Genomic DNA, 20,627 nt, shown 5'->3' on the forward strand with positions numbered 1-20,627 from the left:
GTGCGAGACGGGCTGCGAGGGCTGACGACCCGCGGCCGATCGTTCCTGGCGGCCGCGGTCGCGGCCGCGATCTCGGCCGGCATCCTCGGCGAGAAGGATCTGCTCCGGGTGGCCGTCCTGCTGGCCGTCCTGCCGCTGCTCGCCGCCGCCTACGTGGGGCGCAGCCGCTACAAGCTGGCCTGCAACCGGTCGCTGGACCCGCACCGCGCGCCCGTCGGGGCGAGTTCCCGGGTGGTGCTGCGCTTGCAGAACCTGTCCCGGCTGCCCACCGGCACCCTGCTGCTCGAGGACCGGCTGCCGTACGCGCTGGGCAGCCGGCCGCGGGTGGTGCTGGAGCGGCTCGGCGCCCACCAGGCCAGCTCGGTGGCGTACACGGTGCGGGCCGACGTGCGCGGCCGCTACGAGGTGGGCCCGCTGGTGGTCCGGATGACCGACCCGTTCGGGCTGTGCGAGCTCAGCCGCGCGTTTCCGAGCACGGACCACCTGACCGTCATCCCGCAGGTCACCCCGCTGCCCTCGGTACGCCTGCCCGGCGAGTACGCCGGCAGCGGCGACAGCCGGGCCCGCTCGGTCGCCGTGCACGGCGAGGACGACGCCGCCACCCGGGAGTACCGGATGGGCGACGACCTGCGCCGGGTGCACTGGAAGTCGACCGCGCGCACCGGCGAGCTGATGGTGCGCCGGGAGGAGCAGCCGTGGGAGAGCCGGGCGACCGTCGTGCTGGACACCCGCGCGTACGGCCACCGGGGCGACGGTCCGACGGCGTCCTTCGAGTGGGCGGTCTCCGCCGCCGCGAGCATCGCGGTGCACCTGCGGCAGGCCGGCTACAAGCTGCGCCTGGTCACCGGCTCGGGGGCCGACGTCGACGCCTCCGAGGCCGCCGGCGACGGGCTGCTCCTCGACCAGCTCGCCGAGGTCGGGCTCGACAAGAACGTCGAGCTCACCACGCTGGTGCAGCGGGTCCGGCAGCGGGCGGACGGCGGCCTGATCATCGGTCTGTTCGGCTCGCTGGGCACGGCCGAGGCCGAGCTGCTGGCCGGGCTGCGGGGCAACGGCGCGACCTGCGTCGGTTTCCTGCTCGACAGCTCCACCTGGCTCAACCTGCCCGCCAAGGCGCGGGCCGAGGCCGACCACGCGCACAGCGCCGCCGCGCTCGCCCTGCTGCGGAGCGGCTGGCGGGTGATCGGGGTCGACCACGGCGCCCGGTTGCCGGCGTTGTGGCCGCAGGCGGCCCGCGGTTCGCAGGGCTTCGCCCTGCGGGCGGCGATGGCCGAGACGGTGGCCGGCGGCGTGCGATGAACGGAAGGGTCCCCTCATGATCGCCCACCGGAACCTGGGCTTCGTGGCCGCCGCGGCGACGCTGCTCGCCGCGGCGCCACTCTCGGCCATCTTCGAACGCTGGACGTGGCTGATCCAGGCCGCCATCGCGGTGGCCGTGGTCGCTGCCGCGGCCGCGCTCGCCCGGGTGGCACGGGTGCCGCTCTGGGGGCAGGTGCTCGGCATGCTGGCCGGCCTGACGCTGGCCCTGACCTGGCTCTTCCCCGGCGGCACCGAGTTGCTCGCCTTCCTGCCCACGCCGGCGACCTTCGCGCACTTCGGCGACCTGTTCAGCGGGTCTCTGGAGGACATGCGCTCCTACGGCGTCGAGGTGCCCGACACCGACCCGCTGCTGTTCATCACCGTGCTGGGGATCGCCGGCGTGGCGGTGGTGGTCGACGTGCTCGCCGTCGGGCTGCGCCGGCCGGCGCTGGCCGGCCTGCCCATGCTGGCCATCTACTCCGTGCCCGTCGCGGTCTACGTCGACAGCGTCCCGCCGGTGCCGTTCGTCGTCGGCGCCGCCGGCTACCTCTGGCTGCTGGTGACCGACAACGTCGACCGCGTCCGCCGGTTCGGCCGGCGGTTCACCGGCGACGGCCGCGACGTCGACGTCTGGGAGTCCTCGCCGCTGGCCGCCGCCGGCCGGCGGCTCGCGGTGGTCGGCGTGGCGCTGGCCGTGGCGCTGCCGCTGGCCGTGCCGGGGATGACCGGCGGGCTGCTCGACACCCTGACCTCCGGCTCCGGCGCCGGCAACGGCAGCGGGCGCCCCGGGCAGGGCGGGGCCCCGGGCCGGATCGACCTGTTCGCGGCGCTGAGCGGGCAGCTCAACCAGTCCGAGGTGGCCGACCTGGTCAAGGTCACCACCAACGAGCCCAGCCCGTTCTACCTGCGCTTCGGCGTCGCCGACGAGCTGAAGTCGAGAGGCTTCGACGTGGGCAACCCCCGGGGCCGCTCCGTCGAGAACCTGCCGGCACCGTCCGGCGAGGGCGTCGAGCAGCGGACGTACCGGGCCACGGTCGAGGTCACGAAGAACCTCACCATGCCGCTGCTGCCGGTCTACACCGAGCCGGTGCGCACCGAGGACCTGAACGGCAACTGGCTGTACGACCCGAACCTGCAGGTGATCTTCTCCAACCGCGACAACTCCCGCGGCAAGCGCTACGCGTTCGACTACGTGCGCTCGACGTACACCCCCGATGCGCTGCGGCAGGCGCGACCGCTGCCGTCGGACCACCCGGTGCGGCGCGCCCACCCGGCGCCACCGCCGATTCCCGAGGTGGAGGAGCTGGTCCGCACACTGGTGGCGAACAAGGACACCGAGTACGACAAGGTCCGCGGGATCTACGACTACTTCTCCGCCGACAACGGCTTCACGTACTCGCTGAGCACCAAGGGCGGCATCAGCGGCCAGGAGATCGTCGACTTCCTCAACAACAAGGTCGGCTTCTGCCAGCAGTACGCCGCCGCGATGGCGTGGCTGGTCAGGGCCGCCGGGATCCCGGCCCGGGTGGCGTTCGGGTTCACCAACGGCAGCAACTCCAGCGGCGGCACGTACACGCTGACCAACCGGAACCTGCACGCCTGGACGGAGGTCTACTTCAACGGCATCGGCTGGGTGCCGTTCGACGCGACCCCCGCGTACGGCGTGCAGGGCTCGACCCGGTCGGCCTGGGCCCCCGAGATCGACGCCCCCGAGGACGACGCGCCGGCCCCGGGCCCGTCGACCCCCGTCGGCGAGACCGACCCGTCGGCGGGCCCGGCAGGCCCCGAGGGCCCCGAGGAGGACCCCGACTCCGGCCTGGCCATCGGCGCGGCGGCCCCGACCGAGCAGGCCCCCGTCTGGCCCTGGTACGCGGCCGGCGCGGTGCTCCTCCTGGTGGCCCTGCTCGCCCTGCCGGCGCTGCGCCGGCTGGCCCTGCGGAGGCGGCGCAGCGGCCCGGCGACGCCGGCCCCGACCGCCGTACGGGCGGGGGAGGCCGGCGACGCGCCCACCGACGGGCAGCGCATGGTGGTCCTGGTGGACGCCGAGCGGGCCCGGGCGGACGCGCACGCCGCCTGGGACGAGCTGCTCGACACGCTGGTGGACTACCGGGTGCGGGTGGACCGGACGGAGACGCCGCGGGCCACGGCCGACCGGCTGTCCCGGGAGGCGCTGGCCGCCGACGCCGAGGCCATTACGGCGGTACGGCTGCTCGGCCGCGCCGAGGAGCGCGCCCGCTACGCGCGCGACCCGCTCACCGGCGAGCACCTCCCGCCGGCCCTGCGCACCATCCGCGGCGCGCTCGCCGCGCGGGCCGACCGGCGTACCCGCCTGGTGGCGGCGGTGCTGCCGCCCTCGGTGCTGCTGCGCTGGCGACTGGCCACGGCCGACGCGTCGTCCCGGCTGCTGGCGGCGGGCGCGCGCGCCCGCTCCCGACTGCTGCGCTGGAGCCCGCGCCGCCTGCTGGCCGACCGCATGGCCCGCTGACCCGCACGGCCCCCACGGACGGGCCGGGAGCGGCGAGGTCGCCGCTCCCGGCCCGTTCCCGTCGCGGCGCAGGCTGCGCACAGAGGGCGGGTAGCGGGCAGGCCCCGGAGGAGTGCGGGCGCCAAGGCCACAGGGGCTTCCTGAAGGCGCGCGGAGCGGCAGAGGCCGCCCGGGGCGAGCCGGCGGTAAGCGCACGGAAACGCCTCAGGTCGCCGGGCGTGCCGGCGACGCGGTTCGTCGTCGCGGTGGTGCGACCCGCCTCAGCGGCGGGCCGGGCTCAGCGGTGCCCCTCCGGGCGCTGCCGCCACCGGTCCTCCATCCGGTCGAGGATCGAGGGCCGCCGACCCGTACGACCGCGGGGGCGGCGACGACTCGTCGTGCCTCCCACGACGTGCAGGTCGGGTGACTGCGCCCGACGATGCGACTGCACCGCGAACGCGGCCGAGGCCAGCATGACGACAAAACCCGCCACTGCCAGCGGCGGAGTCTTGATCACCGCGCCATAGACCAACAGGGCCAGCCCAGCGATGATCACGCCGGCAGCGACGAGCAGGCGACGCCGCGCGTGGAAACGCGGATCGCTGGCGCGCACGGCCGAGGCGAATTTGGGGTCCTCGGCAAGCGACCGCTCGATCTGCTCGAACAGCCGCTGCTCGTGCTCCGAGAGCGGCACGGCACTCCTCCCCGGTCACGTGGGTCGGCCCGGTCGGGCCGACAGACCGTGGCAGCCAACCGGCTGCTTACCCGCAAGTCTACGAGGGCCCTCGCGCGTCGGAAAGCGGGACGACCTACGGCCGGGGTGGATTTTCATTTCGTCGCCCGTCCCGGACCCCGAGCAGACTAGCCGGACCTATGACGGACCGCCCGAAACGGGCAGCCGCGGCGTCGGCGGCAGCTTCCGCCTCCCGCCAGCCCCGCTCGGGCGCGCCGAGGGCGAGCTGCCGCGGGGTCTCCCGCGCCGGGGCGAGGCCCTCGACCCGGACGCCGACCAGGCGGATGCGCTCTCCCGGGTCGAGCGCGGCGTAGAGCGCCCAGACCGTGTCGAAGATCTCCCGGGCGACGTCGGTCGGCACACCCGACGTGCGCGACCGGTTGACGGTGCGGAAGTCGGCCAGCCGCACCTTCAGCGACACCGTCCGCCCGACCTGCCCGGCCCGGCGCAGCCGGGCGCCCACCTTCTCGGCGAGGGCGAGCAGCGCCCGGCGGATCTCCAGGGGATCGGCCACGTCGGCGTCGAAGGTCACCTCCGCGCCGATCGACTTCTCGACCTGCTCGGGGCTGACCCGGCGCGGGTCCCGCCCCCAGGCCAACTCGTGCAGGTGCGTCGCGGACGCCTCGCCGAGCGCCTTGCGCAGCATGCCGACCGGCGCCTCGGCGAGGTCGCCGATGGTGGCCAGGCCGAGCCGACGCAGCGTCTCGGTGGACCGCTCCCCCACCCCCCACAGCGCCGACACCGGCAGCGGGTGCAGGAAGTCGAGCACCCGGTCGGCCGGAACGACCAGCAGCCCGTCGGGCTTGGCGCGGGTCGAGCCGAGCTTGGCCACGAACTTGCTCGGCGCGACCCCGACCGAACAGGTCAGCCCCTGCTCCCCGGCGACGCGCTCGCGGATCCGCCGGGCGATGGCGGCCGGGGAGCCGAAGAGCCGCCGGGCCCCGGCCACGTCGAGGAACGCCTCGTCGAGCGAGAGCGGCTCCACCAGCGGGGTGACGTCCCGGAAGATCTGCATGACCGCCCGGGAGGCCGCCGAGTACTGCGCGAAGTCCGGCGGGAGGTAGACCGCGTGCGGGCAGAGCGCCCGGGCCCGCGCGGTGGGCATGGCGCTGCGGACGCCGTAGCGCCGGGCCTCGTAGCTGGCGGAGCTGACCACCCCGCGCGGGCCGACCCCGCCGACCACGACGGCCCGGTCGCGCAGTTCCGGCCGGCGGCGGACCTCGACCGAGGCGAAGAACGCGTCCATGTCGACGTGCAGGATCGGGCAGCCGGAGTCGTCGGCGTCCGGCCCGAACCGGGGATCGCCTCCCCGGGGCAACGACTGGCTGCGACCCATCCCCGCAGGTTAGCGGGCGCCTCCGACATGCCGCCCGGACGGCCGGCGGCGTTTCGTGCGGGCGGTCGAGGGGCTCGCCCGGCAGGGGTGGTCGACGGCGGCAGCGCCCGACCGGGCCGGGCCGGCGATCCGCTCCACGGGACGCCGCCCCGGCGGGACGGCCGGCCGCCCGTCCGTCAGCCGCGTACGACCAGCAGCGGGATGGTCATCTCGGCCGCGGTGTCCGCCCCGTGGTACGCGACCAGCCGCGACACCATCGGCGGCTCCGACCGGGACGCCGTCACCGCGTACGTGGCGTTGCAGACGACCACCACGTCGCCGATGCGGAGCAGGTGCTCCTCCGGCACCGGACCGAACCAGCCGGAGGCCACCACCTCCTCGCGGGTGCGGACCCGGGCCGCGGGGCCGAGCACGGCCGACCAGGCGGCCACGACGTCGTCCACGGCGCCGGGCGTGACGTGCAGGTAGCGGACCCGGGGCTCGCCGGCGACCACCGCCACCCCGGCGCGCAGCCGGGGGTCGGTGTCCAGGTCGACGCGGTGCCCGGCCGGCACGTCGAGCTGGCCGTGGTCGGCGGTGACGAGCAGCGCGGCGTCGGGCGGCAACCCGTCGACGAGCCGGGTGATCAGCCGGTCCACCTCCGCCGCGGCGATCCGCCAGGGCGCCGAGTCGACGCCGGTGAGGTGGCCGTGCCGGTCCAGGTCCGGGTGGTAGCCGGAGACCAGGGTGGGCCCCGGCCCGGCGGCCAGGGCGGTGAGCATCCGCGCGGCGAGCGCGTCGACGCCGGCCGCGCCGCGGTAGTCGCCGCCCCGGTTGGCGGCCACCGTCAGCCCGCTGCCACCGAACTCCGGCCGGCTCACCACCGTCACCGCGACACCGGCCGCCCGGGCCCGTTCGAGCTGGGTGGGGACGGGCTGCCAGTGCCGCGGCTCCGGGTCGGCCGCCCATTCGATGTGGTTGAGCACGCGGTCGGTGCCCGGCACCCGCAGGGTGAAGCCGAGCACGCCGTGCGCGCCGGGCGCGGCGCCGGTGCCCAGCGTCACCAGGCTGGTCGGCGTGGTGGACGGGAAACCGGAGGTCAGCGGCCGGCCCACGGTCGCGACGAGCCCGGCCAGGGCCGGCGCGTACGGCGCGGCGGTCGGGATCTGGTGCCAGCCGAGGCCGTCCACCAGCAGCACCGCCACCCGGCGCACCCCGGCCAGCGCGGCGCCCAGCCCGAGCGGGTCGGCGGCGCCGGGCACGCCGAGCACGGCGAGCGCGCTGGGCAGCACGTCGGCGAGGCTGCCACTGCCGTAGCGCGGCCCGACGATCTCCAGCGGGTCGGTCACGGGCGACGGGCGAACAGGTGCAACTGGGCGGCGAGGTCCCGCCAGGGGGCCCGCGCGGCGAGCGCCCGCTCCAGCTCCACCAGGGCGGCTGGCTGACCGTCCGCGACGGCCGCCGGGAGGAGGTCGGCGAGCACGCGTACGCCGTGGATCTCCTCGACCACGAGCCCGGCGGCGCCGAGCAGCGCGGCGGCGGTCTCGGCGTCGTAGCGCCGGCGCAGCGTGTCCCGGGCGCCCGCGGTGCCGGCCGGGTCGGCGGCCAGCGCGGCGGCGACGTCCAGGTGCCCGTTCATCGCCCGGCCGAGCACCGCGGCGGCCCGGCCGGCGACCAGCACGCTCGCGGCGCCACCCGGGCGCAGCGCGGCGGCCAGCGCGGCCACGACCGGCCCCGGGTCGTCGACCACCTCCAGCACGGCGTGGCAGAGCACCAGGTCGGCGCTGCCGGGCTCGACCAGCCCGGCGAGCGCGTCGCCGTCGCCCTGCACGGCACGGACCCGCTCGGCGACGCCGGCCTCGGCGGCCCGGCGGGTCAGCGCGGCGAGCGCGTCGGGACTGGCGTCGACCACGGTGACCCGGTGCCCGGCCTGGGCGAGCGGTACGGCGAAGCCGCCGGTGCCGCCGCCGACGTCGAGCACGGTCAGTGCGGTGTCGCCGCGTCGCTCCAGCTCGGTGCGCAGCACCGACCAGATCACGGCGGTACGGGGGGTCAGCGGCGGCCCGGCGAGCCGGCCTGGGGTCTGCTCCACCCGGTCGAGCCTAGTCACCCGGTCCAGCCCCGACGGGGGCCGCCCGGGGGAGGCGCCGTCCCGGCGGCCGTTGGCCGCGCGCGACGGGGGCCGCCCGGGGGAGGCGGTCAGGACTCGCCGGTGGCGCCGTCCTCCTCGGCCCGCGACCGCAGGGCGTTGGCCACCGGGCCCTCGGTGATCTCGTACTCGCGCGGTTCGGTGTGGTGGGTCGGGGTCCAACCGGCGTTGAGCCGGGTCCGCCGGGAGTTGGCCACTCCGCCGCTGTATCCGTGATTCCCCGTCATCGGTTCATTCCCCCTCGTGCCACGCGGGCCGCTCTGCCCGCGCGAGCAGGAGTCTCCCGCCATCGGCTCCGAAAAACCGTAATGTGGATCACTGTCGTCAACGGAAATCTCGCGATGCCGGGCTGACCGGCGGCTCGATGGCGTCCAGCCGGTCGGCGGTGAGGTTGGTGACTCCCTCGTGCCGCTGCAACCGGCCGCGCACCACCAGCGCCGCGCTGGTGCGAGCGATTCGACGGTAGCGCTGCCAGAGCCCCGGGGAGCAAGTGACATTGAGCATCCCCGTCTCGTCCTCCAGGTTGAGGAAGGTGACCCCGCCGGCGGTCGCGGGGCGCTGCCGGTGGGTGACGATCCCGCCGACCCGGATCCGCCGACCCGGCTCCACCCGGCCGAGCCGGGCGATCGGCACCGCGCCGAGGGCGTCGAGCTGCGGGCGGATGAAGCGGGCCGGGTGGCTCTCCGGCGACAGCCCGGTCGCCCACACGTCGGCGACCAGCCGGTCCACCGCCTCCATGCCGGGCAGGGTGGGCGCCGCCGCGCCGGTCACCGTGCCGGGCAGGCGGCCCGGCCGGTCCTGGGCCGCCGCGCCGGCCGCCCAGAGGGCCTGCCGCCGGGACAGCCCGAAACAGGCGAAGGCGTCCGCGGTGGCCAGCGCCTCCAGCTGCGCGGCGGTGAGACCCACGCGCCGGGCCAGGTCCGGCATGTCGCGGTACGGCCCGTGCGCCGTCCGCTCCGTATCGATCCGCTCGGCCACCTCGTCGCCGAGGGTACGCACGGCGGAGAGCCCGAGCCGGACGGCCGGGCCGCCCAGCCCCCAGGCGTGCGGCGGCTCCCCCGGCGCGCTGCCCCACCGGGTCTGCGGGGTGGACTCCAGCACCGCCTTGGCGCCGCTGGCGTTGATGTCGGGCCGGCGGACCTCGACGCCGTGCCGGCGGGCGTCGTCGACCAGGGTCTGCGGGGAGTAGAAGCCCATCGGCTGGGCGTTGAGCAGCGCGGCCAGGAACGGGCCCGGGTGGTAGCGCTTGAGCCAGGAGCTGGCGTAGACCAGGTAGGCGAAGCTCATCGCGTGGCTCTCCGGGAAGCCGTAGCTGGCGAACGCGGAGAGCTTGCGGTAGACGTCGTCGGCCAGCTCGCCGGTGATGCCCCGCTCCGCCATGCCCGCGTAGAGGCGGTCGGCGATGCGGGCCATCCGCTCGGCGGAGCGCTTGGCGCCCATCGCCCGGCGCAACTGGTCGGCCTCCGCGGCGTCGAAGCCGGCCAGGTCGATGGCGAGCTGCATGAGCTGCTCCTGGAACAGCGGCACGCCGAGGGTCTTCTCCAGCGCGTTGCGCATCAGCGGGTGCGGGTAGGTCACCGGCTCCTCGCCGTTCTTGCGCCGGATGTACGGGTGCACCGAGCCGCCCTGGATCGGGCCGGGCCGGATCAGTGCCACCTCGACCACCAGGTCGTAGAAGCAGCGGGGCTTGAGCCTCGGCAGGGTGGCCATCTGGGCGCGGCTCTCCACCTGGAACACCCCGACCGAGTCGGCCCGGCAGAGCATGTCGTAGACCTCCGGATCGTCCAGCGCCATGCCGCCGAGGTCCAGGCTCATCCCGATCATGTCGTAGCCGTAGTGCAGCGCGGAGAGCATGCCGAGCCCGAGCAGGTCGAACTTGACCAGCCCGACCGCCGCGCAGTCGTCCTTGTCCCACTGGAGCACGCTGCGGCCCGGCATCCGCCCCCACTCCACCGGACAGACCTCGATCACCGGCCGGTCGCAGATCACCATGCCGCCGGAGTGGATGCCCAGATGCCGGGGGAACGTCTGCAGCTCGTTCGCGTACGCGACCACCTGCTCGGGGATGTCCTCGACGTCCACCGCCGCGACCGAGCCCCAGCGGTCGATCTGCTTGCTCCAGGCGTCCTGCTGGCCGGGCGAGAAGCCGAACGCCTTGGCCACGTCCCGCACCGCCGAGCGGGGCCGGTAGGAGATGACGTTGGCGACCTGGGCGGTGTGCTCCCGGCCGTACCGGGCGTAGACGTGCTGGATGACCTCCTCCCGGCGGTCGGACTCGATGTCCACGTCGATGTCGGGCGGGCCGTCGCGCTCGGGGGCGAGGAAGCGCTCGAAGAGCAGCCGGTGCCGGACCGCGTCCACGTTGGTGATCCGCAGCGCGTAGCAGACCGCCGAGTTGGCCGCCGAGCCCCGGCCCTGGCAGTAGATGTCCTGCTCGCGGCAGAACGCGACGATGTCGTAGACCACCAGGAAGTAGCCGGGGAAGCCCAGCTCCTCGATCATGTTCAGCTCGTGGTCGAGCTGCGCGTACGCCCTCGGGTGCGCCTCCCGGGGGCCGTAGCGCTCCCGGGCCCCCCGCTCGGTCAGGTGGCGCAGCCAGCTCATCTCGGTGTGCCCCGGCGGCACCGGGTACGCCGGCAGCCGCGGCGCGACGAGCTGGAGGTCGAAGGCCAGCTCGGCCCCGAACTCGGCGGCCCGGGCCACCGACCCCGGGTACGCGGCGAACCGGGCCGCCATCTCCGCACCGCTGCGCAGGTGGGCGGTGCCGGCCGCGGGCAGCCACCCGTCGATCTCGTCCAGGCTGCGCCGGGCCCGTACGGCGGCGACGGTGGTGGCCAGCCGGCGCCGGGCCGGGGTGGCGTAGTGCACGTTGTTGGTGGCCACCGTGGGCAGGCCGGCCGCCGCCGCCAGCTCGGCGAGCGCGTCGTTGCGGTCGGCGTCGACCGGGTGCCCGTGGTCGGTCAGCTCCACCGCCACCGTCTCCGCGCCGAAGAGGGCGGTCAGCCGGTCCAGCTCGCGGGCCGCCGCGTCCACCCCCTCGGTGAGCAGCGCCGCCGGCACGTGCCCCTTGCGGCAGCCGGTGAGCACCAGCACGTGGTCGCGCAGCTCCGCGGCGACCTCCTCCAGCTCGCCGTAGACCGGGCGGCCCTTCTCGCCGCCGCGCAGCTGGGCGCGGGCGATGGTCGAGGCGAGCCGGGCGTACCCCTCGTGGCCGTGGGCCAGGAGCAGCAGGTGCCGCCCGAGCGGGTCGGGCTCGCCGTTCTGCGGGCCGGGCAGGTCCAGGGAGAGCTCGGCGCCGAAGATCGTCGGCAGGTGCAGCGCGCGGGCCGCCTCGGCGAAGCGCACCACCCCGTAGAAGCCGTCGTGGTCGGTGACGGCGAGCGCGGTGAGCCCCAGCCGGGCGGCCTCCTCGGCCAGCTCCTCGGGGTGGCTGGCGCCGTCGAGGAAGCTGAAGTTGGTGTGGGCGTGCAGCTCGGCGTACGGCACCACGCCGTCGGGGCGGGTCAGCTCCGGTGGCTGGTAGTGCTCCCGCTTGCGGCTCCAGGCGGGAGAGTCGCCGCCGTCGGCGTCCACGGCCAGCGGGTCGACCACGTGCAGGTGCCGCTCGTCACGCGACCGGCCGCCCTGCCCGTCGGCCCACCCGGCACGGGGTTTCCGGCCGGAGAGCACGCGTTCCAGCTCCGACCAGGGCAGCTTCGGATTGTGGAAGCTCATCGGGGCTCCGCCGGGTTGACGTCGTGCCGCTGCCGCTCGGCGGCGACGCCCGCAGTCGGCCGGGCGCCCTCAGTCATAGATCGCCTCCACCAGCCAGTGCCCGGCCTCCACCGCGAGCAGCAGGGCCGTACCGTCGGCCAGGCAGACCTGGAACCGGGCCCGGCGGCGGGCCTCGGCCGGCGCCCACCAGCGCTCGTCGACCGGCCACGGGCCGGCCCAGCCGACGATCTCGGCCGGCCGCGCGGTGCCCACGGTCAGCCGGGCCGGCGCGGTGCTGACCTGGAGCCGCGCGCTGACCACGACCGGCTCGCCGGCGGCGTCGTGCACGGCCGCGGCGAGCGGGTCGGGCAGCACCACCGCCGGCGCGGGCGGCGGCAGCCGGCCCGGCCACGGCGGCTCGCCCGACCGCGCCGACGGCCGGCCCGACAGCGGCGACCGGCCCGACAGAGGCGACGGCCGGTCCGGCAGGGAGTCGGCGGTTTGCGGTTCCACGACCTGCGACGACTGACCCGGCCGGTCCGACGGCCCGTCCGGCAGGGGCGGTGGGCCGGGGCGGGCCGGCAGGCGTTCGTCCCCCCACGGCACCAGGCGCACCTGGTCGGCGGGCGAACGGCCGCCGCCGAGCACCGCGGTGACCACGGCCTCGGGGCCGAGAATGCCCTGCACCCTGCTCAACGCCCGGTGCGCCCGCTCCCGCTCCTCGCCGGCCTCCCCCCACAGGCCGGGTTGCAGGCCGGCCTGGGCGATCACCCCGGCGGGGACCAACCGCAGCCGGATGATGCCCGCCGTCGGCCGGGCCGGGCGGGCGCCGCCCCGGCCGGCGCCACCGGACAGCCAGCCGTCGAGCTGCCAACGCACCCGGTCCGCGATGGCGGCCGAGCTGAGCAGCCCGTCGTGCCGCCAGACCCGGTGCAGCTCCTGGCCGTGCGCGGTGACTGCCTCGATGCCGAGTCGGGTGCAGGCCAGCCCGTGCGCGGCGAGCCGGTCGTGCAGCCGCTCGGCCAGCGCCCGGGCGGCGAAGGCCGCCGTGTCGACCCGGTCGAGCGGCTCGTCGTGGTCGGCGGTGACCGCGAGGTCGGCCGGGGGCTGCCGGACGGCGAGCGGACGGTGGTCCCGCCCGGCGGCCAGCCGGTGGGCGAGCGCGCCGTCGAAGCCGAACCGGGCCAGCACGTCGCCGGCGGGCAGCGCGGCGAAGTCGCCCAGAGTGCGTACGCCGAGCCGGCGCAGCAGGTCGGTCAGGGCCGGCCGGCCGAGCGCCTCGACCGGCAGGTCGGCGAGGAACCGCGGTGTCGCGCCGGGCGGGACGACCTGCCCGGCGCGGGCGGCCAGCCCGGCGGCGAAGACCCCGTCGGCGATGCCGACCTGGCTCTCCACCGCGCACGCCTGGGCGACGTGCTCGACGATCCGCTCGGCGGCCGTCTCCTCTCCCCCCAGGTAGCGGCTCGGCCCCCGGGCCGCCACCGCACACGCGCCGGGACGCACCACCTCGACGCCCGCGACCAGCTCCTCGACCGCGGCGACCACCGGCTCGAACGCCCGGGCGTCCCGCCCCGGGTCGTACTCGACGACGGTGAGCTGCGGGCAGCGCCCCTGCGCCTCCCGTTTGCGCAGCCCCCGGCGCACCCCCTCGGCGCGCGCCCGTTCCGAGCAGGCGACCACCCGGTTGGCGTGCAGCACGGCGACCGGGCCGGTGGCGGGCACCCCGTCGACGATCTCGGCGGCGAGCACCGGCCAGTCCGGGCACCAGAGCAGCAGGGTCCGTACCGGCGCACCGGTCATGCCGGACCGACCAGGGTGAGCGGGCCGCGCCGGGAGGTGTCGGCGGACGAGACGGCCGGCGGGGCGGACGCGGCGGCCGGCGGGGCGGACACGGTGGACGCGGTGACCGGGCGGAGCCGGCCGGCGGCCGACCGGCCGGTGACGGACCCGGCGGCAGAGCCGGGGGCGGAGCGGGGAATGACCCGGGTGAGCCCGTCCCCGGGCAGCCACATCTTGATCTCCTTGGGGCGGGCGGCGGCCCCGCGCCCACGCGCCGAGACGGTGACCTCGCGGCGGCGCAGCCGGCCCCGGCCCGTCCCGAGCCCCTCCCAGGCTCCCCGGACCACCTGGAGGGTCACGTCCGCGCCGTCCCACCGCCCGTACGGGACGAGGACGCTGCCCCGTTGCCGGGCCCGGGCGGCCAGCCGGTTGGCGACCGAGGCGGAGACCGTCGCCGGCACGGCGGTGACCACGACGTCCACCCCGTCGATCAGCGCGGCGATGACGGTGGCCCACTCCGGGCCCGGGTGGGGCACCAGGGCGAGCCGGTCCAGGGCGATGCCGAGCTCGGCGGCCGCGCCCGCCCCGAACGTCGGCACCCCCACCACGGCGCACCACGAACCGGCCCGGGACGCCTCGGCGAGCAGCGCCAGGAGCAGGGAGGTGCCACCGCTGCGCCGGGGTTGACCGGTGGCGACCGCGATCGTGCTGCCGCGCCGCAGCCCCCGGTTGGGCAGCAGCCCGGTCAGCTCCGGGGCCACCGGCAGCACCCGGTGACCGCCCGCCGGATCAGGCGCGCTCGCCGGACGCACCAGGGCGGCCAGTGCGGTGGAACCGACCACCATCCGGCCCGCCATCGGACCTACCCCCCGTCGTGCTGTCGATCGGATGTGCGCGTGGCGACCGGGCCGCCCGGCTCCCCCCGCCGGGCGGCCCGGTCGCCACGGATCAGGCGGCGAGGCCGTCGAGCGCCGGTTGGTGGGCCACGCCGAGCGCGGCCTCCACCACCGCGACGAACTGTTCGGCGGCGCGCAGCAGGTCGTCGGCCTCCCGGGCGGTCACGACCCGCGGGATGCCGGCCTCGGCGGCGGCACGCTTGCCGGCGCCGAGAGCGAAGAACCGGGCCCACTCGTCGAGCTCGGGGGCGACACCGGAGAGCAGGACCCAGACGCTGGTGATCCGGTTGCGCCGGGCCGGGGCGGGACGCGCCCGGGCGGCGAGCAGGGCCGCCGCCGCGCGCAGCGCGGCCAGGTGGGCGGCCGCGTAGCGGAGGCCGTCGGGGCGGGTCTGAGCGGCCTCGGCCAGCCCGTGGCGAGCCACCGCGAGAAGCTGGGCGGGGGTGCGGTGCGGCAGCACGTGCGCCGGCACCGTCGGTGCCTGAGCCGGGTTGGTCGGCATGGACTGTCTCCTCCACGTGGCCGAGCCGCCCCTGAGGGCGGAGCTGGTCCGCCGGCGGGACGCCGGGTCGAGTGGTGCGGAGGAAGACGCACCGGATGGGGGCCGGCCGGGTGTGGACGCTTCCCCACACCACACCCGGCCGGCACAACCGGCGGGTTCGTCGCCCGCCGCCCGGGGGTCGTGGGCGGCGGGCGACGCTCCTGCCTGACGGGCCGGGCTCGCGACTGCCCGGGACCCAGGTGCGGCCCGCGGAGCCGCACCGCCCGGGACCGGCGCCGCGAAACACCACCCCGGGCTGTTTGGAACGGGCGTTCGAGGCAATCGAACACTCGTTCTAACTACTGCTGACAGTACACCCTCCCTCCGACGAAAATGCAACGTGTGACGCGCGGGAGTCGGCCGGCGCCCCCCACGCGCCACACCCTGTCGACGGCAGCTCCCGGCGCCCGCCGGCGCGGCCACGGCGGCGTACCACGCCAAGCCGGGCGGGGCGACCGAGGATCCGGGGCACGCCGGCCGAGCGGCGCACCGGCGGCGATGCGACCGACGTAACGACCGGTGACCCTTACGGCCCTGACGAGGGCGGCGGTAGCCTCCGCTCGTGACAACCCCCCGCCCCGCCCTCGGGGTCGCCATGGTGCTCGGCTCGGGAGCGCTGTTCGCCGTCAACGGCACGGTCTCCAAGCTGGTGCTCCGCGCCGGCCTGGACGCACCGCAGCTCACCCTGCTGCGCGCCGTCGGCGCCGTCACCGGGCTGCTGGCCCTGAGCCTGCTGCTGCGCCCGGGGGCGCGCCGGCTCCGGGTCACCCCCCGCCAACTGCCGCTGCTGATCGGGTACGGGCTGACCGGCTTCTTCGCCGTGCCGATGCTCTACTTCGTCGCCATCTCCCGGCTGCCGGTCGGGATCGGGCTGCTGTTCGAGTACACCGCCCCGCTGCTGGTCGCCCTCTGGGCCCGGTTCGGCCAGCGCCACCGCGTACGCCCGCGGCTCTGGGCCGGCCTGGCGCTGAGCCTGCTCGGCCTCGGCTGCGTGGCCGAGGTGTGGGGCGAGCTGAAGCTGGACGGCCTCGGCGTGCTCGCCGGTCTCGGCGCCGCGGTCTTCCTCGCCGGCTACTACGTGCTCGGCTCGCACGGCGTGACGCGACGGGACACGCTGTCGCTGTGCACCTGGGCCTTCGGCGCCTCCGCCGTGGCGGGACTGCTCACCCGCGCCGTCACCGTGGGCGCCGGCGGCTGGGAGCCGCTGACCGCCGACACCGACCGGGGCGTGCCGGTGGCGCTGCTCTGCGGGTACGTGGTGGTGCTCGGCTCGATCGTGCCGTACCTGCTGGTCGCCGGGGCGATGCGGCACCTCCCGGCGACCAGCGTCGGGATCGTCGGCATGGTCGAGCCGGTGATCGCCTCGGCGGTCGCCTGGGTCGTCCTCGGCGCCGGCGAGGCGCTCAACACCGCCCAGCTCGCCGGCGGGCTCCTGGTGCTGGTCGGCGTCGCGCTGGCCGAGACGGCCCGGGTCGCCGCGCCCCGGGCCACCGCGCCGCCCGCGCCGGACGCCGTCGCCGTCCCCCGCTGAGCCGACCGGAGCGGCCGGCCCGCCATCCCGGCCGACACCGACCGGAGCGGCCGGCCAACGACCCCGGCCGGCCAACGACCCCGGCCGGCCAACGACCCTGGCCGGCCCGCGACCCCGGCCGGCCCGCGACGCCGTGCCGGCCGCGCCCCTGCGCGAAGGGAGTCGGCGTGGCCGGGTGAGCCGGCGGCGGGCGCACCGGGAAGAATGGCGGCATGCAGCCACACCCGAACGTACGGGCGGTGCAGGACGTGCTCGACGCCGCAGGCGCGCGGGACGGGTCCGGCGCGCCGAGCGCCGTCCGCCTGCTGCCCGACGCGGTCCACACCGCCGCAGCCGCCGCCGAGTCGCTCGGCGTCGGGGTCGGCCAGATCGCCAACTCACTCGTCTTCGAGGCGGACGGCGCGCCGCTGCTGGTGCTCACCTCCGGCGCACACCGGGTGGACACCGCCGGCCTGGCCGCGTCCATCGGGATCACCCGGCTGCGCCGAGCCACCCCGGACTTCGTCCGCGCGCACACCGGGCAGGTGATCGGCGGGGTCGCCCCGGTCGGCCACCCGCACCCACTGCGCACCCTGGTCGACACCGCCCTCGAGCGGTACGACGAGATCTGGGCGGCCGGTGGCGTCCCGCAGGCGGTCTTCCCCACCACGTACCGGGAACTGCTGCGGGTCACCGGCGGTACGCCGGCCGAGGTGGCGTGAGCGAGCGGAGCGAGCGAACCATCGGGCTCAGCAGCGTGGCGCCTCGCGCCGCCGGCGAGCGGAGCGAGGCGGTGGCGTGAGCGAGCGGAGCGAGCGAACCATCGGGCTCAGCAGCGTGGCGCCTCGCGCCGCCGGCGAGCGGAGCGAGGCGGTGGCGTGAGCGAGCGGAGCGAGCGAACCATCGGGCCCAGCAGCGGCACCGACGGCGTGGACGGCGTCCCGGGGCTGGTCACCCTGCACGTGTGGCGCACCTCCCGCGCCGCGCTGCCCCGGGCGCTGACCCGGATGGCGGTCGACCCCCGCCGACTGCGCGCGCTGCCCGGCGTACGGTTCGGCAAGCTGCTCGGCACCGGGACCGGCACCGGCTTCGGACCAGGCGACGCCGACCTGACCCGGTGGGCGGCGCTGACCGTGTGGGACTCCCGCGCCGCGTCCGCCCGCTTCGACGACTCGCCGGTGGGGCGCGCCTGGGCGCGTCTGTCCCGCGCGGCCGTCCGGGTCGACCTGCGCCCGCTGAGCAGCCGGGGCGAGTGGTCGGGCCGCCGGCCGTTCGGGGAGCCGCCCGGCGGCCGGGTCACCGGCCCGGTGCTGGCCCTGACCCGGGCCCGGCTGCGCCCCCGGCGGGCGGTCACCTTCTGGCGGGCGATCCCCCCGGTGGCCGCCGCGTTGCACGCCGCGCCCGGCCTGCTGGCCCGGTTCGGCGTCGGCGAGGCCCCGCTGGGCTGGCAGGGCACGGTGAGCGTGTGGCGTGACCCGGCGGACCTCGTGGCGTTCGCGTACCGTCACCCGGAGCACCGCGCCGCGATCATGCGGACCCCCACCGAGGGGTGGTACGCGGAGGAACTCTTCGCACGGTTCGAGGTGCGCGACGTGGTCGGTGACCGGGCGGTGCTGGGGTGGGTCGCGGACGGCGGCCCGGGAGCGGTGGAGGGTGCACGGTCATGAGGTTGGTGCGGTGGACGCCGGACGATCTCGTCCGACGACTGGACGACGTGGTGGCCGTCTACGGCGAGGCGATGGGGTACCGCACCGACCTGCTGGAGGCGCGGCGCGGCTACATCGCCACCCACGTACGCCGGCCCGGCTTCCGCGCCGTCGCCAGTCTGACCAGCGAGGGTCACCTGGCCGGCTTCGGCTACGGCTACCTCGGCGCCCCCGGGCAGTGGTGGCACGACCAGGTGTGGCGGGCGCTGCACACCCCGGCCCGGCAGCGCTGGCTGACCGACTGCTTCGAGGTGGTGGAGCTGCACGTCCGGCCGCCCGCGCAGGGGCACGGTCTGGGTGCGGGGCAGCTACGGGCCCTGCTCACCCTGGCGGAGGGGACGACCACCCTGCTCTCCACGCCGGAGGCCGACGAGCAGCGGTCCCGGGCCTGGCGGCTGTACCGCCGGTTCGGCTTCGTCGACGTCCTGCGCCACTTCCACTTCCCCGGCGACGAGCGCCCGTTCGGCGTGCTCGGCCGGGACCTGCCGCTGGAGCCGCCGGCGCCCGCCCCGCCCGGCCGGGCCGGTCGGGCCGCACCGTGACCCGGCGGCTGTCCTGGGCGCTGCTGGCCGTGCTGGTGCTGGCGCAGATCTGCTACCCGCTGACCACCGGGGAGACCCGGGCCCGGCTGACCGTCGCCACCGTCGTGCTCGGCTACCTGCTCTCGGTCGGCCACGCGCTGCTCAGCCGGGGCCCCCGTACGGCGGCGGCGCTGGTCGTGGTGGCCACCGTCGGCGGATTCGCCATCGAGGCGCTCGGCGTGGCCACCGGCTTCCCGTTCGGCAGCTACGACTACTCCGGCGAGCTGGGGCCGAAGCTGGCCGGCGTGCCGCTGATCATCCCGCTGGCCTGGACGTGGATGGCCTGGCCGGCCTGGCTGGCCGCCACCCGGCTGACCGGCGGCGACGCCGGAGACCTGCCAGGGCACCGGGGTGACGCCGGGGGCCGACCAAGACGCCGGGGCGACCGCTTCCCCGTCCGGCGGATCGCGCTGGCCGCCGTCGGGCTGGCCGCCTGGGACCTCTTCCTCGACCCGCAGATGGTGGCCGAGGGGTACTGGGTCTGGCGGGACGCCACCCCCGCGCTGCCCGGCCTGCCCGGCATCCCGGTGAGCAACCACCTGGGCTGGCTGCTCTTCGCCGTGCTGATGATGGGCGCGCTGCGCCCGCTGGCCGGGCCCGCCGTCGCCGGCACCGACGGGCGGGACCACCCGATGTTCGCGCTCTGGCTGTGGACGTACTTCTCCAGCGTGCTGGCCCACGCGGTCTTCCTCGACCTGCCCGCCTCGGCGCTGTGGGGGGCGGCCGGCATGTCGGTGGCCGCCGTGCCGCTGGCGGTGACGCTGGTCCGCTCCCGCCGCGACGACCGGATTCAGCCCTGTCAGCCGCAGCGTTCCGGCGTCGACGCGACGGCATGACCGCCGTCCTCGCGCTGCTGCTCGGCGTCGCCGCGTTGACCGCGCACACCCTGGTCAACGCCGGCCGCTGGCTGCGCCGCCCGCCCGACCGGCCGGCGCCGGTCACCGAGCCCGTGGCGGTGCTGCTGCCGCTGCGCGACGAGGCCGGGCGGGTCGCCCCCTGCCTGCGCGCGCTACTCGCCCAGCGGGGCGTGCCGGCGCTGCGCGTCGTGGTGCTCGACGACGGGTCGACCGACGGCACGGCGGAGGTGGTCCGCGCGGTGGCCGGTGACGATCCCCGGGTCACCCTGCTCGACGGGGTCGCACCGCCGCCGGGCTGGCTGGGCAAGCCGCACGCCTGCTGGCAGCTGGCCGCCCGCGCCGACCCCGCGGCGACCGTCCTGGTCTTCGTCGACGCCGACGTGGTGCTCGCCCCGGACGCGGTCGCGGCGGCGGTCACCGAGCTGCGCGCCGCGCGGGTGACGCTGCTGTCTCCGTACCCCCGGATCCTGGTGGCGACGGCGGCCGACCGGCTGGTCCAGCCGCTGCTGCAGTGGCTGTGGCTGACCTTCCTGCCGCTGCGGGCGATGGAGCGCTCGCCGCGGCCGTCGCTGGCCGCCGCGGGCGGGCAGTTCCTGGTGGTGGACCGGGCGGGCTACGACGCGGCCGGAGGGCACGCCGCAGTCGCGGACAGGATCCTGGAGGACATCGAGCTGGCCCGCGCGGTCAAGCGGGCCGGCGGCCGGATCGCCCTCGCCGACGGCTCCCGGCTGGCCGCCTGCCGCATGTACGAGGACTGGCCGCAGCTGCGCGACGGCTACACGAAGTCGCTCTGGGCGACCTTCGGCCATCCGGGGGCCGCCGCCGCGGTGGTGGTCCTGCTGCTCCTGCTCTACACCGCTCCCCCGCTGCTGGCGGCGGGCGCCCTGGCCGCCGGCACGCCGGCGGTGGCCGCCGCGGCGCTGGGCGCCTACCTGCTCGGGGTGGCCGGGCGGGTGGTCAGCGCCCGGGCGACCGGCGGGCGGTGGTGGCCCGACGCGCTGGCACACCCCGTGTCGGTCGTGGTCCTCGGCTGGCTGACCCTGCGGTCGTACCATCTGCGGAAGCGGCGACGCCTGTCCTGGCGCGGCCGCCCCGTCACCTAGG

The 20,627-nt window shown here is 76.7% G+C and carries 17 protein-coding genes; 8 read left to right on the plus strand and 9 right to left on the minus strand.

The window, feature by feature from the left end; genetic code table 11:
• Positions 1-1,299 (plus strand): DUF58 domain-containing protein, encoded by a 1,299-nt coding sequence (locus ACGF5C_RS14915; RefSeq protein ID WP_393301557.1) that lies wholly within the window; start codon positions 1-3, stop codon positions 1,297-1,299.
• A gap of 16 nt (positions 1,300-1,315) precedes the next feature.
• A complete protein-coding gene (locus ACGF5C_RS14920; RefSeq protein ID WP_393301560.1) occupies positions 1,316-3,784 on the plus strand; it encodes a transglutaminaseTgpA domain-containing protein in 2,469 nt (822 codons plus the stop codon).
• A gap of 277 nt (positions 3,785-4,061) precedes the next feature.
• Here the strand turns inward: ACGF5C_RS14920 and ACGF5C_RS14925 are convergent, their stop codons facing one another.
• From ACGF5C_RS14925 to ACGF5C_RS14965, 9 genes are all read right to left on the minus strand, one after another.
• Entirely contained in the window at positions 4,062-4,457 is a 396-nt protein-coding gene (locus ACGF5C_RS14925; RefSeq protein WP_350685819.1) for a DUF3040 domain-containing protein, read from the minus strand.
• Positions 4,458-4,572: 115 nt separating this feature from the next.
• Positions 4,573-5,832 (minus strand): DNA polymerase IV, encoded by a 1,260-nt coding sequence (locus tag ACGF5C_RS14930; RefSeq protein ID WP_393301563.1) that lies wholly within the window; start codon positions 5,830-5,832, stop codon positions 4,573-4,575.
• Positions 5,833-6,008: 176 nt separating this feature from the next.
• Entirely contained in the window at positions 6,009-7,205 is a 1,197-nt protein-coding gene (locus tag ACGF5C_RS14935) for an alkaline phosphatase family protein (protein WP_393301686.1), read from the minus strand.
• Positions 7,157-7,921 (minus strand): methyltransferase domain-containing protein, encoded by a 765-nt coding sequence (locus ACGF5C_RS14940; protein WP_350685810.1) that lies wholly within the window; start codon positions 7,919-7,921, stop codon positions 7,157-7,159. Before ACGF5C_RS14940 ends, ACGF5C_RS14935 begins: the two co-directional genes overlap by 49 nt.
• Positions 7,922-8,010: 89 nt before the next feature.
• Complete coding sequence (locus ACGF5C_RS14945; protein WP_393301567.1) at positions 8,011-8,187, minus strand: hypothetical protein; 177 nt, start codon at positions 8,185-8,187, stop codon at positions 8,011-8,013.
• A gap of 97 nt (positions 8,188-8,284) precedes the next feature.
• Complete coding sequence (locus ACGF5C_RS14950) at positions 8,285-11,674, minus strand: error-prone DNA polymerase (protein ID WP_393301570.1); 3,390 nt, start codon at positions 11,672-11,674, stop codon at positions 8,285-8,287.
• Between the two features lie 69 nt (positions 11,675-11,743).
• The gene (locus ACGF5C_RS14955; protein ID WP_393301573.1) at positions 11,744-13,453 is read right to left on the minus strand and encodes a DNA polymerase Y family protein; all 1,710 of its coding nucleotides are present in this window, start codon (positions 13,451-13,453) and stop codon (positions 11,744-11,746) included.
• On the minus strand, positions 13,450-14,289 hold the full coding sequence (locus ACGF5C_RS14960; protein ID WP_393301576.1) for a hypothetical protein: 840 nt from the start codon (positions 14,287-14,289) through the stop codon (positions 13,450-13,452). The genes ACGF5C_RS14955 and ACGF5C_RS14960 overlap by 4 nt, the downstream gene beginning before the upstream one ends.
• A 91-nt stretch (positions 14,290-14,380) precedes the next feature.
• On the minus strand, positions 14,381-14,830 hold the full coding sequence (locus ACGF5C_RS14965; RefSeq protein ID WP_350712116.1) for an SAV_6107 family HEPN domain-containing protein: 450 nt from the start codon (positions 14,828-14,830) through the stop codon (positions 14,381-14,383).
• A 601-nt stretch (positions 14,831-15,431) separates the two neighbouring features.
• Here ACGF5C_RS14965 and ACGF5C_RS14970 point away from each other — a divergent pair.
• From ACGF5C_RS14970 to ACGF5C_RS14995, 6 genes are all read left to right on the plus strand, one after another.
• A complete protein-coding gene (locus ACGF5C_RS14970; RefSeq protein WP_393301579.1) occupies positions 15,432-16,400 on the plus strand; it encodes a DMT family transporter in 969 nt (322 codons plus the stop codon).
• 212 nt (positions 16,401-16,612) lie between these two features.
• The gene (locus tag ACGF5C_RS14975) at positions 16,613-17,101 is read left to right on the plus strand and encodes a YbaK/EbsC family protein (protein ID WP_393301582.1); all 489 of its coding nucleotides are present in this window, start codon (positions 16,613-16,615) and stop codon (positions 17,099-17,101) included.
• Positions 17,102-17,281: 180 nt separating this feature from the next.
• Positions 17,282-18,046, plus strand: a complete 765-nt coding sequence (locus tag ACGF5C_RS14980; protein WP_393301689.1) for a monooxygenase — start codon at positions 17,282-17,284, stop codon at positions 18,044-18,046.
• The gene (locus ACGF5C_RS14985) at positions 18,043-18,627 is read left to right on the plus strand and encodes a GNAT family N-acetyltransferase (protein WP_393301585.1); all 585 of its coding nucleotides are present in this window, start codon (positions 18,043-18,045) and stop codon (positions 18,625-18,627) included. Before ACGF5C_RS14980 ends, ACGF5C_RS14985 begins: the two co-directional genes overlap by 4 nt.
• Positions 18,624-19,502, plus strand: a complete 879-nt coding sequence (locus tag ACGF5C_RS14990) for a carotenoid biosynthesis protein (protein ID WP_393301589.1) — start codon at positions 18,624-18,626, stop codon at positions 19,500-19,502. The genes ACGF5C_RS14985 and ACGF5C_RS14990 overlap by 4 nt, the downstream gene beginning before the upstream one ends.
• Positions 19,499-20,626, plus strand: coding sequence for a glycosyltransferase (locus tag ACGF5C_RS14995; RefSeq protein ID WP_393301592.1), 1,128 nt, complete (start codon positions 19,499-19,501; stop codon positions 20,624-20,626). Before ACGF5C_RS14990 ends, ACGF5C_RS14995 begins: the two co-directional genes overlap by 4 nt.
• Position 20,627: the final 1 nt, after the last annotated feature.

Source organism: Micromonospora sp. NPDC047620, from assembly GCF_043205005.1.
GTDB lineage: Bacteria > Actinomycetota > Actinomycetes > Mycobacteriales > Micromonosporaceae > Micromonospora.

What these genes read in the sequence shown, in the direction of transcription:
- ACGF5C_RS14930 (WP_393301563.1), bottom strand. Translation starts at nt 5,832, where the DNA reads ATGGGTCGCAGCCAGTCGTTGCCCCGGGGAGGCGATCCCCGGTTCGGG.
- ACGF5C_RS14950 (WP_393301570.1), bottom strand. Translation starts at nt 11,674, where the DNA reads ATGAGCTTCCACAATCCGAAGCTGCCCTGGTCGGAGCTGGAACGCGTG.
- ACGF5C_RS14960 (WP_393301576.1), bottom strand. Translation starts at nt 14,289, where the DNA reads ATGGCGGGCCGGATGGTGGTCGGTTCCACCGCACTGGCCGCCCTGGTG.
- ACGF5C_RS14985 (WP_393301585.1), top strand. Translation starts at nt 18,043, where the DNA reads ATGAGGTTGGTGCGGTGGACGCCGGACGATCTCGTCCGACGACTGGAC.
- ACGF5C_RS14920 (WP_393301560.1), top strand. Translation starts at nt 1,316, where the DNA reads ATGATCGCCCACCGGAACCTGGGCTTCGTGGCCGCCGCGGCGACGCTG.
- ACGF5C_RS14965 (WP_350712116.1), bottom strand. Translation starts at nt 14,830, where the DNA reads ATGCCGACCAACCCGGCTCAGGCACCGACGGTGCCGGCGCACGTGCTG.
- ACGF5C_RS14945 (WP_393301567.1), bottom strand. Translation starts at nt 8,187, where the DNA reads ATGACGGGGAATCACGGATACAGCGGCGGAGTGGCCAACTCCCGGCGG.
- ACGF5C_RS14975 (WP_393301582.1), top strand. Translation starts at nt 16,613, where the DNA reads ATGCAGCCACACCCGAACGTACGGGCGGTGCAGGACGTGCTCGACGCC.
- ACGF5C_RS14995 (WP_393301592.1), top strand. Translation starts at nt 19,499, where the DNA reads ATGACCGCCGTCCTCGCGCTGCTGCTCGGCGTCGCCGCGTTGACCGCG.
- ACGF5C_RS14955 (WP_393301573.1), bottom strand. Translation starts at nt 13,453, where the DNA reads ATGACCGGTGCGCCGGTACGGACCCTGCTGCTCTGGTGCCCGGACTGG.